At 60.0% G+C, this 13,972-nt stretch carries 14 protein-coding genes and 3 tRNA genes; 8 read left to right on the top strand and 9 right to left on the bottom strand.

All coding sequences use genetic code 11. The features are described from left to right. Nucleotides 1-193: 193 nt before the first annotated feature. From tuf to LQ231_RS10300, 3 genes are all read right to left on the bottom strand, one after another. Nucleotides 194-1,369, bottom strand: coding sequence for an elongation factor Tu (tuf, locus tag LQ231_RS10310; RefSeq protein WP_230171273.1), 1,176 nt, complete (start codon nucleotides 1,367-1,369; stop codon nucleotides 194-196). 219 nt (nucleotides 1,370-1,588) lie between these two features. Beyond that, nucleotides 1,589-1,662, bottom strand: a tRNA-Gly gene (locus tag LQ231_RS10305). A 21-nt stretch (nucleotides 1,663-1,683) separates the two neighbouring features. Continuing rightward, a tRNA-Tyr gene (locus LQ231_RS10300) sits at nucleotides 1,684-1,768 on the bottom strand. A gap of 209 nt (nucleotides 1,769-1,977) precedes the next feature. Here LQ231_RS10300 and rlmB point away from each other — a divergent pair. Genes rlmB through LQ231_RS10285 form a run of 3 tightly spaced genes read left to right on the top strand, consistent with a single transcriptional unit; the run spans nucleotide 1,978 to nucleotide 4,889 of the window. Next, nucleotides 1,978-2,853 (top strand): 23S rRNA (guanosine(2251)-2'-O)-methyltransferase RlmB, encoded by an 876-nt coding sequence (rlmB, locus tag LQ231_RS10295; RefSeq protein WP_230171272.1) that lies wholly within the window; start codon nucleotides 1,978-1,980, stop codon nucleotides 2,851-2,853. Then, on the top strand, nucleotides 2,850-3,638 hold the full coding sequence (locus LQ231_RS10290; protein WP_230171271.1) for an HAD-IIB family hydrolase: 789 nt from the start codon (nucleotides 2,850-2,852) through the stop codon (nucleotides 3,636-3,638). Before rlmB ends, LQ231_RS10290 begins: the two co-directional genes overlap by 4 nt. A 36-nt stretch (nucleotides 3,639-3,674) precedes the next feature. Further along, a complete protein-coding gene (locus LQ231_RS10285; RefSeq protein ID WP_230171270.1) occupies nucleotides 3,675-4,889 on the top strand; it encodes a glycosyl transferase in 1,215 nt (404 codons plus the stop codon). 12 nt (nucleotides 4,890-4,901) lie between these two features. Here LQ231_RS10285 and LQ231_RS10280 read toward each other — a convergent pair whose 3' ends face one another. Both LQ231_RS10280 and LQ231_RS10275 read right to left on the bottom strand, forming a co-directional pair. Then, nucleotides 4,902-5,408: a hypothetical protein gene (locus LQ231_RS10280; RefSeq protein ID WP_230171269.1), complete on the bottom strand. Its 507-nt coding sequence runs from the start codon at nucleotides 5,406-5,408 to the stop codon at nucleotides 4,902-4,904. A 133-nt stretch (nucleotides 5,409-5,541) separates the two neighbouring features. Continuing rightward, nucleotides 5,542-5,754, bottom strand: coding sequence for an alkylphosphonate utilization protein (locus LQ231_RS10275; protein ID WP_113141052.1), 213 nt, complete (start codon nucleotides 5,752-5,754; stop codon nucleotides 5,542-5,544). A gap of 241 nt (nucleotides 5,755-5,995) precedes the next feature. On the opposite strand from LQ231_RS10275, the gene LQ231_RS10270 reads away from it, so the two are divergent. Next, entirely contained in the window at nucleotides 5,996-6,193 is a 198-nt protein-coding gene (locus LQ231_RS10270) for a hypothetical protein (RefSeq protein ID WP_230171268.1), read from the top strand. 14 nt (nucleotides 6,194-6,207) lie between these two features. Here the strand turns inward: LQ231_RS10270 and LQ231_RS10265 are convergent, their stop codons facing one another. Continuing rightward, nucleotides 6,208-7,029: a hypothetical protein gene (locus LQ231_RS10265; protein ID WP_230171267.1), complete on the bottom strand. Its 822-nt coding sequence runs from the start codon at nucleotides 7,027-7,029 to the stop codon at nucleotides 6,208-6,210. A 306-nt stretch (nucleotides 7,030-7,335) separates the two neighbouring features. Between LQ231_RS10265 and LQ231_RS10260 the strand changes: the two genes are divergently transcribed. Further along, the gene (locus LQ231_RS10260) at nucleotides 7,336-8,814 is read left to right on the top strand and encodes an amidohydrolase family protein (protein ID WP_230171266.1); all 1,479 of its coding nucleotides are present in this window, start codon (nucleotides 7,336-7,338) and stop codon (nucleotides 8,812-8,814) included. 167 nt (nucleotides 8,815-8,981) lie between these two features. On the opposite strand, the gene LQ231_RS10255 is transcribed toward LQ231_RS10260, so the two are convergent. Beyond that, nucleotides 8,982-9,057: transfer RNA gene (locus tag LQ231_RS10255), tRNA-Thr, on the bottom strand. Between the two features lie 194 nt (nucleotides 9,058-9,251). Between LQ231_RS10255 and LQ231_RS10250 the strand changes: the two genes are divergently transcribed. Beyond that, a complete protein-coding gene (locus LQ231_RS10250; protein ID WP_113141050.1) occupies nucleotides 9,252-10,025 on the top strand; it encodes an NAD kinase in 774 nt (257 codons plus the stop codon). A gap of 20 nt (nucleotides 10,026-10,045) precedes the next feature. Beyond that, the gene (locus LQ231_RS10245) at nucleotides 10,046-10,567 is read left to right on the top strand and encodes a hypothetical protein (RefSeq protein ID WP_230171265.1); all 522 of its coding nucleotides are present in this window, start codon (nucleotides 10,046-10,048) and stop codon (nucleotides 10,565-10,567) included. A gap of 52 nt (nucleotides 10,568-10,619) precedes the next feature. On the opposite strand, the gene LQ231_RS10240 is transcribed toward LQ231_RS10245, so the two are convergent. Then, on the bottom strand, nucleotides 10,620-11,270 hold the full coding sequence (locus LQ231_RS10240) for a TetR/AcrR family transcriptional regulator (protein WP_230171264.1): 651 nt from the start codon (nucleotides 11,268-11,270) through the stop codon (nucleotides 10,620-10,622). A 167-nt stretch (nucleotides 11,271-11,437) separates the two neighbouring features. Here LQ231_RS10240 and LQ231_RS10235 point away from each other — a divergent pair, with 167 nt between their 5' ends. Further along, nucleotides 11,438-12,658: a multidrug effflux MFS transporter gene (locus tag LQ231_RS10235; protein ID WP_230171263.1), complete on the top strand. Its 1,221-nt coding sequence runs from the start codon at nucleotides 11,438-11,440 to the stop codon at nucleotides 12,656-12,658. A gap of 81 nt (nucleotides 12,659-12,739) precedes the next feature. On the opposite strand, the gene prfB is transcribed toward LQ231_RS10235, so the two are convergent. Further along, nucleotides 12,740-13,868, bottom strand: a protein-coding gene (gene prfB / locus LQ231_RS10230; RefSeq protein ID WP_113141046.1) for a peptide chain release factor 2 whose coding sequence is annotated in 2 segments (ribosomal slippage) — nucleotides 12,740-13,798 and nucleotides 13,800-13,868 — 1,128 coding nt in all. Because the reading frame shifts where the segments join, the coding sequence is not laid out codon by codon here. Between the last annotated feature and the right edge of the window lie 104 nt (nucleotides 13,869-13,972).

Genomic DNA, 13,972 nt, shown 5'->3' with positions numbered 1-13,972 from the left:
GGCAACCGGCACCCATGCGATTGAGCAACAAAAAACCCCGCTGTCTCCAGCGGGGTTTTGTCTTCAATCCCGTGCGGGATCAAAATTACTCGATGATCGAGGCAACGATGCCGGCGCCGCACACGAACCGCGCTTGCGCGCCGTTCGTGCATTTCAATCTGCGTCGGCAGGTTTCGCCATCGACACTCGATTATTATTCAATAATCGAGGCAACGATGCCGGCGCCGACGGTGCGGCCGCCTTCGCGGATCGCGAAGCGCAGCTTTTCTTCCATCGCGATCGGAACGATCAGCTCAACCTGAACCGTGACGTTGTCGCCAGGCATAACCATTTCCGTGCCTTCCGGAAGCGACACGATGCCGGTCACGTCGGTGGTGCGGAAGTAGAACTGCGGACGGTAGTTGGTGAAGAACGGCGTATGACGGCCGCCTTCTTCCTTCGTCAGGATGTAGGCTTCTGCCATGAACTTCTTGTGCGGCTTCACAGAACCCGGCTTGCAAAGAACCTGACCACGCTCAACGTCGTCGCGCTGGATACCGCGAACGAGAGCACCGATGTTGTCGCCGGCCTGGCCCTGGTCGAGCAGCTTGCGGAACATTTCAACGCCGGTAACCGTCGTCTTCTTGGTGTCGCGGATGCCGACGAACTCGACTTCTTCGCCAACCTTGACGATACCACGCTCGACGCGGCCCGTCACAACCGTACCACGACCCGAGATCGAGAACACGTCTTCGATCGGCATCAGGAACGGCTGGTCGATCGGACGCTCAGGCGTCGGGATGTAGGCGTCGACAGCGGCCATCAGCGCGCGCACTGCGTCTTCGCCGATTTCCTTGTTGCTGTCGTTGAGAGCAGCAAGCGCCGAACCCTTGACGAACGGGATGTCGTCGCCCGGGAAGTCGTAGGACGACAGAAGTTCGCGCACTTCCAGCTCAACCAGTTCGAGCAGTTCTGCGTCGTCGACCTGGTCGACCTTGTTGAGGAACACGACGATCGCCGGAACGCCAACCTGACGGGCGAGCAGGATGTGCTCGCGGGTCTGCGGCATCGGGCCGTCGGCAGCCGAGCAAACCAGGATCGCGCCGTCCATCTGCGCTGCACCGGTGATCATGTTCTTGACGTAGTCGGCGTGGCCGGGGCAGTCGACGTGGGCGTAGTGGCGGGCCGGCGTCTCATACTCGACGTGTGCCGTCGAGATGGTGATGCCACGTGCCTTTTCTTCCGGAGCGGCGTCGATCTGATCGTAGGCCTTGTATTCACCGAAATACTTGGTGATCGCAGCCGTCAGAGACGTCTTGCCGTGGTCAACGTGGCCGATCGTGCCGATGTTAACGTGCGGCTTGTTGCGCTCAAACTTACTCTTTGCCATTTGAATGCTTCCTATGAACGAAAAGAGGTTGCCCCGGGCAAACCGGTTTGGTCCGCCGTTTAAGGGTTTCGAGAGGATTGCGCAAGCGATAAATGCTCGCTGCAGATGGCGCTCAGAAAGGCGGCTAAGCGCGCGCGCAACGCGAGATCAAACCGACATTCCCGCAACGGAAAGCAATTTGATAAATTCTCGTAATTTCAATGTGTTGGGCATAAGACTTGGAGCGGGTAACGGGAATCGAACCCGTGTATTCAGCTTGGAAGGCTGCTGCTCTACCATTGAGCTATACCCGCGATGTGTGATCCGAGGACGAATGGTGGAGAGAGTTGGATTTGAACCAACGTAGGCTGAGCCAACGGATTTACAGTCCGTCCCCTTTAACCACTCGGGCATCTCTCCAGTTTTTCGTCCGGATCAAAGCGACCAAGCTTTTCATTCCAGACCGGTGGAGCGGCGCCCCCTCGGTCTGCGGCGGGTATATGACTGCCCAATTCCCTGATGTCAACACGATGACATACGAAAAATCTCGAAAAATTTTGCAGCCCCAGAAATGCTCGGCTTTCGCCCCGGGTCTATCCCCAGATGCATCGGAGCGTTATAAGGGCTGCATGGCAAAAGACACTTCCGACGACAAATCCTCCCGTGACACCCACTATGCAACGCTGCGCCGTCAGGTGCGCGACGCAAAGCGCGAGCGTGGCGAAATCCCAACCCCGCAGCCGCAAAAGCGACGCAAAAGCAATGCCGACTGGACGCCGCCGCCGGTGGCGCCCGATCAGGTCCATCTCTATGGCCTGCACACCGTGCGCGCGGCTCTCGACAATCCCGAGCGCAAGCTGATCAAGCTGTCGGCGACCCAGAACGCGCTGGTGCGGTTGCAGATCGAGTCTGTGGCGGCCCTCGGCTTTCCGGTCGAGATGGTCACCCCGCAGGATCTCGACAAGATCCTCGGACCGGAGGCGATCCATCAGGGCGTGATGCTCGAGACGAGGCCCCTGCCCGTGCGCCGGCTGGAAGCGCTGCAGGACAGCCCGCTGCTGCTGGTGCTCGACCAGGTCACCGATCCGCACAATGTCGGCGCGATCATGCGCTCGGCCGTGGCGTTCGGCGCCGGTGCAGTGATCACAACCATGCGCCACAGCCCGACCGAATCGGGCGTGCTGGCCAAGTCGGCCTCGGGCGCTCTGGAAATGATCCCCTATATCCAGATCACCAACCTGTCGGATGCGCTGGCCGAATTGCACAAGCTCGGCTTTTTCTCCATCGGGCTTGATTCGGACGGTCCCGAACCGATGGAAAGCACATTGACAGGCGACAAGATCGCGCTGGTGCTCGGCGCCGAAGGCAAGGGCCTGCGGCAGAAGACGCGTGACACCGTGTCTGCACTGGCACGCCTCGACATGCCGGGCGCGATCAAGTCGCTGAACGTCTCCAATGCGGCAGCGATCGCGCTTTATGCGTCGCGCCAGCATCTGGCAAAATGATCGTCGTCTTCACCGATCTCGATGGAACGCTGCTCGATCACGACAGCTATTCCTTCGAGGCGGCGAAGCCAGCGCTGGCGCTTCTGAAGGCGCGCGGCATTGCCCTCATTCTCGCTAGCAGCAAGACGGAGGCCGAGATGCGGCCTCTTTCGCTGGCGCTTGGCATGGATTATCCGCTGATCGTCGAAAACGGTGCGGGCATCGCCAATTGGCGGAATCCGGAGCGTGGCGGCGATGATTCGCCGAGTCTCTACCAACACATACGGCTGTTTCTTGCGGCGTTGCCGCAAGAGCTGCGTGGTTGTTTCGCCGGTTTCGGTGACTGGAGCGTCGAAAAGGTGGCACTGGCCACAGGGCTTTCACTCGAGGCCGCGGCGCTTGCCAAGCAGCGCAATTTTTCCGAACCCGGCCATTTTACAGGCAGCGACGTGCAGAGGCACGCCTTTTTGGCGCTGCTCGAGGTCGCCGGCTTCCAGGCCATACAGGGCGGGCGCTTCTTCACCGTGATGCCAAGGACATCGAAAGCAGTCCGCATGGCAGAGCTTGTGGCCTTTTATCGTCGGCAATCCGGCGAGGCGGTCGTTTCGGTGGCCCTCGGCGATGCGCCAAATGACCTGGCGATGCTGCAGGCGGCCGATCTCGGCATCATCATCGCAAATCCGTCCCACACACCATTGCCGGTCACCGAACGGGAACGGCAGGGTCTCATCCTGCGCTCCGAAGAACCGGGGCCTGCCGGCTGGAACCGCATGATCCATCATCTCGTTGCAACAGGATTGCTCTGACGCGGCGGCAACCGCGCATTTTTCGAAAGGAATATCATGGCCGATTTTCACCAGAACGGGGTGGTTGCCACCCTGCACAATCTGCGCGAACGCGATCTCGACCGGATGGAGAAGGAACTGGCGGTGTTTGCCTCCAGCCGTCCGATTACGCTGATCCTGCCATCGCTCTATTCCGAACTGGAAACCCCTGCCCTCGAACACATCGTCTCGGAGCTGTCGCAGGTTCCCTATATTTCCGAAATCGTCATCGGGCTCGATCAGGCCGACCGGGCGCAATTCCAGCATGCCCGGCAGTATTTCTCCCGCCTGCCGCAAAAGCACACGATCCTGTGGCATGACGGACCGCGACTTCGTGCGGTTGACGAAAAGCTCAAGGCGCAGGACCTGTCGCCTGACCAGCCCGGCAAAGGACGCAATGTCTGGTTCTGCATGGGTTACCTGCTCGGGGCACGTCAACCGGGCGTGGTGGCACTGCACGACTGCGATATCGTCACCTATTCCCGCGAGATGCTGGCGCGTCTCGTCTATCCGGTCGCCAATCCGCGTTTTCCCTATGTGTTTTCCAAGGGCTACTATCCCCGCATCGCCGACCGTTCGCTGAATGGCCGCGTCACACGGCTGCTGGTGACACCCCTGCTGCTCAGCCTGGAAAAGGTCATCGGGCATCATCCATACATCGACTACCTCAAGGCCTTTCGCTATCCGCTGGCTGGCGAGTTCGCCATGCAGACCCATATCCTGTCGGATATCCGCATTCCATCCGACTGGGGGCTGGAGATCGGCGTGCTGTCGGAGCTGTGGCGCAACTATTCGAACCATTCGATCTGCCAGGTCGACATCGCCGATGCCTATGACCACAAGCACCAGCCGCTTTCGCCGGAAGATGCGGCCCGCGGCCTGTCGCGCATGTCGATCGACATTACCAAGGCGCTGTATCGAAAACTGGCAACCGATGGGGTGGTGTTCAGCCAGGACGCCTTCCGCACGCTGAAGGCCACCTATTACCGGACGGCACTCGATCTGGTGGAGACCTATCACCACGACGCGCGCATGAACGGGCTGACCACCGACCGGCACCGGGAGGAGCAGGCGGTGGAACTGTTCGCCGCCAACCTGATCGAGGCCGGCAATGTCTACCTGGACAATCCGAACGCGACACCGTTCATGCCGAGTTGGAACAGGGTGCAAAGCGCCCTGCCCGACCTGATCCGCGACATTCAGGAGGCCGCGCGCCTTGACGCGGACAGCTAGAGTGTTTCGCGGCTAGAACCGCGAGCGCAGGCCCTGCGCGAGACCCGGGCGGAAGCGGACGGTCGCCAGATAGCCGAGACCAAGAAAGGCGACGAGTACCAGGCCTTGGGCGATGGCAAATGGCGGCTCGGAGCCGTTCGGTGCCAATGCGTTGAGGGCCGGAACCTTGAGAAAGGCCTGCACCACGAGAACGAAGGTGTTGAGGTAGAGCGAAACCACCGAACAGATGACAAAAGCCGGCCGCCAATAGCCCGACAGATGCCCGCGGTAAAGGGCATAGACGGCAACCGCCAGAAACACCGCGGTGATGATGCCAACGCCGATGGCCGGGGTGAAGAGCGTGTAGGGAAACAAGAAGCCGGTCACCACCGTCGCAATCGTGGTGCCGAGAAATATCGCCGTCCAGCCGGCGCGCAGTTCCGACCGGAGCCAGCCCTGCAGCGCGACAAAACCCGCCGCGATGCCGATCAGACTGAGAAGGACATGAAAGAACGTAAAAGGCGTCATACCGAAGATCATAACGAAGCTCCGTCGCAAGATTACCGCTGCATCACTACGCCGGTATTTTTGACGATTGTCTACTGCCAGACTTAGCCGCGACGCGCGAATCTATCTGGATTCTTGACAACGATCATGCCCGCTATCGCGCGGGTCAGGCTTTCTTCAGAAATTCGGTGCGCAGAACCAGGCCCTTGATCTTGGCATGGCGGCATTCGACCTCGTCTTCATTGTCGGTCAGGTGGATGCCCTTGATCACCGTGCCGCGCTTCAGCGTCTCGGACGTACCCTTGACCTTGAGGTCCTTCACCAGGGTCACGTTGTCGCCCTCATTGAGGACCGTTCCATTTGAATCGCGGACTTCCATCAGCCTTGCTCCTGTTCGACAAAGCCGGGCTCTAGCATGCGCGTTTGCGCGGCGTATATGACAATCGTCAAGATGCTCGCGACCCGCAGATCAATTGGCGAGGTCGCCCGACTGCGTCGTCGGTTCGGCCATCAAAAAGTCGTCTCGCCAGTTATGGTTAACGCTTGGTCAATGGAATGGCTCGTAAGAAGGAACCGAGTGCGGCGTATCGTCGTTTCCGCACTCATCTGGAGGACAAAACATGCTGACATTGCTGAACGCGATCCGCACAGTTGAACGCGCCACTGCCACGGGAACGCCGGACACCGGAACCTATGCCGATGGTGCCACACGCCCGGCCGTTATCGAACTTCAGGCCATGGGGCGCAGCCAGAATGCTTTTGCCCGCGACTACGGAGCCAATCGTCAGGTCGCGCCCGAGTTCATCGGCTACGCCTGATCCTGCCACGCCGATCAAAACTGCATGGAAAAACCGATGATCGGACCATGCTGGGTGACGTCCCACTGGAATTTGTTGCTGCCGGTGAAATCATCCGTTTCGAAGTCTTGCGCGGTGACGCGATATCCCAGGCGCAAGACCGTTGGATGATCGAGAACGAAGGTGCGATAGCCAAGAAAGGCCTGTGCACTGTAGCTGATCTTCGACCCGATATCGAAACCGCCGATATCGGCCTCGGCCCACAGGTTCCATCGCTCGTCGAGGTCGGCGTTCAATCGTAGACCGATGAAAGGATCCGTCCAGTTGGCCTGCTTGGTGACCGACAGGCCAAGGGCATCGACAGTTGCCTCCAGTTTGGTCCAACGCAACCCGATCGTCGGCTCCAGGGCAAAAACCCGCGCTTCGTTGAACACGGTCAGTCCGCCGAGTTCGACCTCGTAAGCGCGGTAAAAGGCACCGAGCGCCAATGTCGTGGTGGTAATCCCAACCGCGAGCTCGTTGGACAGCAATTCCTCCTCCTGGCTCGTTTGCGCATACTGGCCGTCGACATAAAAACCAAAGCGCCCGTTGGTGACTTCGACATTGCCCATGATGGCCAGATCGAGATGTTTGAGCGTCTCGGAAAACGGCACGTCGACATGGGTGTCGAAGCCGGCCAACGACGCATCCCCATCCAGCGACAGGGCCCAGACATAGGGACTGACGATCAGCTTCCAGCGATCGGGCAGAGACGAGGCTTCGGCTGCGTTTCCGGCGTCAAGGGCCGATATCGCGGCCGATGGGCCGGTGGGGGCCTGTTGCGCTGCCGCCTGCGGCAAAGACGAGAGCAGCAGCATTGCACTCCCGGCAAGAAGACGGGTCGTAGCGCCCTTACATCTGAACACAAGCCCATCTCCCGTTGAAAGCGCAGACTGGCATCACCGCGACACTCTGTACTATAACTCTCCAGATCTTCACCACTCATTCGATATATTCAACAGAAGGACAAATTAATAATCCTGCCAAAAGAAAAAACATGCGATATTTTTGACAAAGGTCAAACCACAACAATATAAAATCAGATCCTTATTTGATTGAACACGAAGCCGATATTGATAGTATGCCGAAAGATCGATCTGCTAACCTTCCTGAAGGGTATCGATATGCCTGTGCGATTTGGACGCAAATACGACAGCCTGATCGATATCGATACATGCCGGCGCTGCGATCCAGCTCTGAACGCCCTCACAATGCGGATGAACGCCGATCTCTCCCGGCGCGGTTTCTTTCTCGGAGCCGGTGCGGTGTTTGCCGCCGCCGGACTGTCGAGCATCTCGACCGCGGCGAAAGCGCAGACAGGCCAATCGGGCCAGCCCAACGGTATCCTGTTTGAAAATGTCCGTATCTTCGATGGTGTGTCGGACAGGCTTTCGGAACCGTCCAGCGTCCTGATCGTCGGCAATACGATCAAAGCCATTTCAACCGCTCCAATCGCCTCCCCCGCCGATGTCGCGCTGACCCGGATTGCCGGTGACGGCCGGACGCTGATGCCGGGCCTGATCGATGCGCATACCCACATCATGTTCGCCTCGGTCCCGCAGGCGGCCGTGCTGACTGCCGATATCGGCTTCATCAACGTTGCTGCTGTCAAGGAAGCCAATGACACGCTGATGCGCGGCTTTACCTCGATCCGCGATATGGGCGGCCCCGCATTCGGCCTGAAGCGTGGTATCGACACAGGCCTTGCGGCTGGGCCGCGCATATGGCCGTCGGGTGCCTTCATCTCGCAGACCGGCGGGCACGGCGATTTCCGCATGCCCAATGAACTGCCTTCGCAACCCGGCGACTATTCATACAGCGAACGGGTGGGCGCTGCTGCGATTGCCGACGATCCGGGCGCTGTCAGAAAGCGCGCACGCGAGCAACTGGCGCTGGGCGCGTCGCAGATCAAACTGATGGCAGGCGGCGGTGTGTCGTCGTTCTACGATCCGCTCGATGTGACGCAGTTCACCCTGGAGGAAATGCAGGCCGGTGTCATCGCCGCCGAGAACTGGGGCACCTATGCCACGGTGCACGCCTATACGCCGAAAGCGGTGCAGCAGGCGATCAATGCCGGGGTGCGGTGCATCGAACATGGCAATCTGCTCGATGACACGACTGTCGCGATGATGGCTGAGAAGGGCATCTGGTGGTGCCTGCAGCCCTTTCTCGATGATCAGGATGCGACGCCGTTTCCGGAAGGCTCCGCCAACCGGAAAAAGCAGATCGAAATGTTCAGCGGCACGGACAATGCCTATGCGCTGGCGAAGAAACACAAGGTCAAGACCGGCTGGGGGAGTGATACGCTTTTCGACGCCAAGCTCGCCAAGCGCCAGAATGCGCAATTGGCCAAGCTGACCCGCTGGTACCAGCCGGCCGAAATTCTCAAGATGGCCACGGCGGACAATGGCCAGATACTGGCTTTGTCAGGATTGCGCAACCCTTACGAAGGCAAGCTTGGCGTGGTGGAGGAAGGCGCGCTGGCGGATCTGCTGCTGGTCGACGGCAACCCGCTGGCCGAGATCGGACTGATCGAGGATCCGGCGCAGAATTTCGTCGTCATCGTCAAGGACGGCAGGATACACAAGAACATCGTTGGATAAAGCCGCTTGGAAGAGACGGGTATCGACCGGAGGTATTTCAGCCGGACATCACGTTGACGCGGGCAGCCTGCCGTCGGCAGGTCTGCGCCGCCGAGCCGGCCAATGGAATTCCGGCCGCGCTGCATAGACACGCGTACCAGAATACCAGCCAAGCTGAAGAGAAAAAGTGGTGCCCCCGACAAGGTTCGAACTCGTGACCCCCTGATTACAAATCAGGTGCTCTACCAACTGAGCTACAAGGGCAGTGGCGCCGTCAATAAGACGAAAATGATTTGCCGTAAAGCAAAAAATTGCAGGATGGTTAGAAGAAATGGTTAGCGGGCGATATTGGCACCCGGGGGCAAAAAGCCAGTCGGGGGAACTGTTTGGCGGCGCAAACGGCTTGTGGTTCCAAGGCTTTGTCATGTACCACTGGCACCTGTTCAAAAGGGTCCGCCATGTCTCGATCGTTCCGGTCACTGTCGTTTATCGCCTCCAACACGGACGACGCGCAGGCTTCGCGCGACGAACTGATTCGCCTTTACGGCCATGTCGCCCCCACCGAGGCCGATGTCATCGTGGCGCTCGGCGGCGATGGGTTCATGCTGCAGACGCTGCATGATACGATGAACAGCGGCAAGATGATCTATGGGATGAACCGCGGTTCCGTCGGCTTCCTGATGAATGATTTTTCCACCGAGCGGCTGGACGAGCGCATTGCGCAGGCCGTCGAGAATGATTTCCATCCGCTGCAGATGACGACCAGCAATGCCGACGGTTCGATTTCCTATGCGCTGGCGATCAACGAGGTGTCGCTGTTTCGGCAATCCTACCAGGCGGCCAAGCTGCGGGTGGTGATCGACGGCCAGGTTAGGCTCGAGGAATTGATCTGCGACGGCCTGATGGTGGCGACGCCGGTCGGGTCGACTGCCTATAATCTTTCGGCGCATGGGCCTATATTGCCGCTGGAGGCGCCGCTTCTGGCGCTGACGCCGGTCAGCGCCTTCCGTCCGCGGCGCTGGCGCGGTGCGCTGCTGCCGAACAGGGCGAAGGTGGTGCTGGAGGTGCTGGAGCCGGAAAAGCGGCCGGTGAATGCGGTTGCCGATCATTCCGAGGTCAAATCGGTGCTCAGGGTCGAGATCGGACAATCTGAGGATACGACGGCGCATATCCTGTCTGACCCGGACCGCTCGTGGTCGGACCGGATTCTGGCCGAGCAATTTGCCAATTGACGGCGTAATGGGTGATGCCAATGGATGGTCTTGGTTTGAAATTGCCTGCGCTTGGCCGAACATGGCTGCTGGCGCTATCGCTATCGGCGGCCACGCCGGTGCTGGCCGACGAGATCGGCCAGTTGCCCGTGACCGCGACATTCGTGGTCAGCGGCGGGTTCTGGATCACCGGGCCGGAAGGCATGCCGGACGAGAATACCGAAGCTGAAACCGGCACTTCTGCAGACGCGACCGGCGCGCGCGGCTACTACAAGCTTGCGGCCATACGCCAGCAGGACAGGACGACAAAGATCTACCTGCAGATGATTGCGGCGGAAGCAACCGGCCCGCGCCTGGTGCAAAGTGTCGAACTGGAAGAATTCAGCGCGATACGTCCCTATGTGACCGGCATCATGCCGGAAAGCATGACCGGCGTCGGCGAGGAGCCGGGCTTCATGGCAACCGTCTATCTGAAGACCAGCCCCCAGGCCGACCGGGCCGAGGAATGGACCGTGCTGATCGACGATCTCGGCGATATCCGCGTCGAACGCGCCAGCAACTGATCCCGCCCAATATCCGGCTCCAGCGACTGGATATGGCAATCGGCGTGGACTATCAGCGCCGGGCAAAGGCGCGCAGGAACGTCCTGACGGCGTTGCGCGCCAGGCTGTCCAGCTCGGCCTCCGGGATCGGAATGCCCAATTGCAGATCGGCACGCACATCCGACATGATCAGCGCCATGAACTGGCGGGCGGCCAGCGACGGATCGTCGATATCGAGAAAACCGGCATGGGCAAGCTGGGCAAAACGCGCCGCCATGGCCGGATGTTTGCGGCCCGGCCCGTATTCGCGCCATGAGGCGAACAGTTCGGGATGGCGGACACCTTCGAGCGAGAGCAGGCGCAAAAGCCAGCGGCCATTCGGCTCGCAGACGGCAACCCGCAGCAGGCGCCCAGCAAAGGCGACCAAGTCATTTTCCAGATCGGTCGGCTGGTCCGGAAAGGTTTCCAGCACCGAGAAAAAGCCGGCGCTGGAGCGCTGCGTCACTTCGGCGACGACCGCCTTGAAGACTTTCTCCTTGTCGCCGATCTGATTGTAAACCGTCTGGCGGGACACGTCGGCACGCACCGCGATCGCATCGATGCTGGCACCCTGATAGCCACTTTCGGAAAAAATCGCCGCGGCGGCATCGATGATGGTATCGCGCTTGGTGCGCGGACCGGTTTCGGTTGTGGGGAGATTCGGGGCATGCGTTCTTGTGTCCATGGCGCACCATAGAGCCGCTTGACAGATTGGACAATTGTGTCCAATATTTTTTACATGGTGTCCCGATACGTTTGCGGCCGACACCCCTTCCTGTTCAACGCCATACCCCTTTTCGTATTTTCCTCCCCCGCCGCTCCCTCCCCGGGTGACGCAAAGGCTATTTTTTGATGTCTGAGAAAACCACTGCATCCCTTCCGATCGTGCTCGGCCTGCTGACCGCGGTCGGCCTGTTTGCCATCGACATGTACCTGCCCTCGCTGCCGGAAATCGGCATTGCGCTCAATGCCGACGACGGCGCCGTGCAGGCAAGCCTGATTTCCTTCTTCGTTGCCATGGGCCTTTCCCAGCTCGTCTATGGGCCGGTCTCCGACATGATCGGCCGCAAGAAGCCGCTTTATTTCGGCCTTGTGCTGTTTGCCCTTGGCGGCGTCGGCTGCGCGCTGGCACCCAGCATCGAATGGCTGATTGCGTTTCGTGCGCTGCAGGGTGTCGGCGCCTGTGCCGGCGCCGTCCTGTGTCGGGCGATCGTGCGCGATCTTCTGACCGGGGTTGCCGCCGCGCACCTGATGTCGCGCCTGATGCTGGTGTTCAGCGTCTCGCCGATCCTCGCCCCGCTTGCTGGAAGCCTGGTGACCACCGTCGGCAGCTGGCGGGCGATCTTCTGGGTGATGGTCTTGGCGGCCGGCCTCGGCATCATCCTGGTGGCGACGCTTTTGCCGGAAACGCGCACGGCAGAGGCGCGCAGCCAGAGCAACTTCAGAAGCGCAATTGCCAGCTATGGCACGCTGCTGCGTGATCCGCATTATCTTGGGCTGGTTTTCATCGCGTCCTTCGGCATGTCGAGCTACATGATCTATGTCGCGAACTCGTCCTTCGTGCTGATCGATCATTACGGCCTGTCGCCGCGGCTCTACAGCGTTGTCTTCTCGCTGAACGCCGTCTCCTTCATCGGCGCATCGCAGATGAACGGCCGGCTGTCGCGGCGATTTGGCCTGAAGCGGCTGATCCGGACGGCTGTCACCGGCTTCGCGCTGGCCTCGCTTGCCCTGTTTGCCTTGTTTGAACTCGGCCTTGGCAGCCTGCCGCTGATGTGTGCCCTGCTGTTTGTCGCCTACGGCTTCCTCGGCATGGTCATTCCGACCTCGGCAGTGCTGGCGCTCGACGGCCACGGCAAGATTGCGGGCACGGCCTCTGCCCTCATGGGCACGCTGCAATTCGTCACGGCATCGAGCGTGATCGGGATTGCCAGCATCTTTGCCGACGGAACCGCCCTGCCGATGGTTGCCACGGTGGCCGCCTGCGCCACGGCGGTGCTGATCCTCGCGACTGTCACGCTGCGACAAAAGCCGGCGACGGCAGGCGCTAACGCAATTAGCGAAACGCCTTAATGATTCAGTAAAAAGAACGGCGGCGGGATTGAGGTCCCGCCGCCGTTTTCTGTTTGATCCTGTTCTGCCCGGGAGAACAGATCAGTCGATATCGGAGACCGCATCCGCCTTGCCGCTGATGCGGTGGGCAAGGGCTGCTTCCATGAAGGGGTTCAGATCGCCGTTGAGGACATTGTCCGGATCGGTGCTTTCGACACCGGTGCGCAGGTCCTTGACCAACTGGTAGGGCTGCAAGACGTAGGAGCGGATCTGGTGGCCCCAGCCGATATCCGTCTTGGAGGCGGCTTCGGCATTGGCTGCGTCTTCACGCTTCTTCAGTTCGGCTTCGTACATGCGGGCCCGCAGCATGTCCCAGGCCTTGGCCTTGTTCTTGTGCTGCGAACGCTCCTGCTGGCACTGCACGACGATGCCGGTCGGAATATGCGTGATGCGCACGGCCGAGTCGGTGGTGTTGACGTGCTGGCCGCCGGCGCCCGACGACCGGTAGGTATCGATGCGGCAATCGCTTTCGTTGATGTCGATCTGGATCGAATCGTCGACGACCGGATAGACCCAGACGCTCGAGAACGAGGTGTGGCGGCGGGCATTCGAATCGTAGGGCGAGATGCGCACCAGACGGTGAACGCCCGATTCGGTCTTCATCCAGCCATAGGCATTGTGGCCCTTGATATGCACGGTCGCCGACTTGATGCCGGCTTCTTCGCCGTCATGCACTTCAAGCACTTCGACCTTGAAGCCCTGCTTTTCGGCCCAGCGGATATACATGCGCAGCAGCATGTTGGCCCAGTCCTGGGACTCAGTACCGCCAGCGCCGGAATGCACTTCGATATAGGTGTCATTGCCGTCGGCTTCGCCCGATAGCATGGCTTCGACCTGACGGCGGGCCGCTTCGGTCTTCAGGGCCTTGAGCTGATCCTCGGCATCCTTGATGATGCTGTCGTCGCCCTCTTCCTCGCCCATCTCGATCAGTTCGATGTTGTCCAGCATCTGCTGTTCGAGACGCTTGACGCCGGAAATGCTGTCATCCAGCTGCTGGCGCTCGCGCATCAGCTTCTGAGCTTCCTGAGCATCATTCCAGAGGTTCGGGTCTTCGGCCCTGTTGTTCAACCAGTCCAGTCGTCTTACCGCCTGATCCCAGTCAAAGATGCCTCCTCAGCAGGCTTATGGCCTGCTTGATTTCGTCGACTACATTCTCGATTTCATTGCGCATAGATCTGGTTCTCAACCTCGACAGAAACTGGTCCGATGGGGAACGGTTTAAAAAACGTGGCCCTCGAATAGTTGCGCCCGGCCTTTCTGTAAAGGGCCGGGCGC

The organism is Rhizobium sp. CECT 9324, assembly GCF_918741265.1.
Taxonomy (GTDB): Bacteria; Pseudomonadota; Alphaproteobacteria; order Rhizobiales; family Rhizobiaceae; genus Allorhizobium.
Note: the sequence above shows the minus strand (reverse complement) of the source record. Positions and strands in the feature narration are given on the sequence as shown.

What these genes read in the sequence shown, in the direction of transcription:
- LQ231_RS10290 (WP_230171271.1), top strand. Translation starts at nt 2,850, where the DNA reads ATGATCGTCGTCTTCACCGATCTCGATGGAACGCTGCTCGATCACGAC.
- LQ231_RS10240 (WP_230171264.1), bottom strand. Translation starts at nt 11,270, where the DNA reads ATGGACACAAGAACGCATGCCCCGAATCTCCCCACAACCGAAACCGGT.
- LQ231_RS10235 (WP_230171263.1), top strand. Translation starts at nt 11,438, where the DNA reads ATGTCTGAGAAAACCACTGCATCCCTTCCGATCGTGCTCGGCCTGCTG.
- LQ231_RS10275 (WP_113141052.1), bottom strand. Translation starts at nt 5,754, where the DNA reads ATGGAAGTCCGCGATTCAAATGGAACGGTCCTCAATGAGGGCGACAAC.
- LQ231_RS10260 (WP_230171266.1), top strand. Translation starts at nt 7,336, where the DNA reads ATGCCTGTGCGATTTGGACGCAAATACGACAGCCTGATCGATATCGAT.
- LQ231_RS10285 (WP_230171270.1), top strand. Translation starts at nt 3,675, where the DNA reads ATGGCCGATTTTCACCAGAACGGGGTGGTTGCCACCCTGCACAATCTG.
- LQ231_RS10270 (WP_230171268.1), top strand. Translation starts at nt 5,996, where the DNA reads ATGCTGACATTGCTGAACGCGATCCGCACAGTTGAACGCGCCACTGCC.
- tuf (WP_230171273.1), bottom strand. Translation starts at nt 1,369, where the DNA reads ATGGCAAAGAGTAAGTTTGAGCGCAACAAGCCGCACGTTAACATCGGC.
- LQ231_RS10245 (WP_230171265.1), top strand. Translation starts at nt 10,046, where the DNA reads ATGGATGGTCTTGGTTTGAAATTGCCTGCGCTTGGCCGAACATGGCTG.
- LQ231_RS10250 (WP_113141050.1), top strand. Translation starts at nt 9,252, where the DNA reads ATGTCTCGATCGTTCCGGTCACTGTCGTTTATCGCCTCCAACACGGAC.
- LQ231_RS10280 (WP_230171269.1), bottom strand. Translation starts at nt 5,408, where the DNA reads ATGATCTTCGGTATGACGCCTTTTACGTTCTTTCATGTCCTTCTCAGT.
- rlmB (WP_230171272.1), top strand. Translation starts at nt 1,978, where the DNA reads ATGGCAAAAGACACTTCCGACGACAAATCCTCCCGTGACACCCACTAT.
- LQ231_RS10265 (WP_230171267.1), bottom strand. Translation starts at nt 7,029, where the DNA reads ATGCTGCTGCTCTCGTCTTTGCCGCAGGCGGCAGCGCAACAGGCCCCC.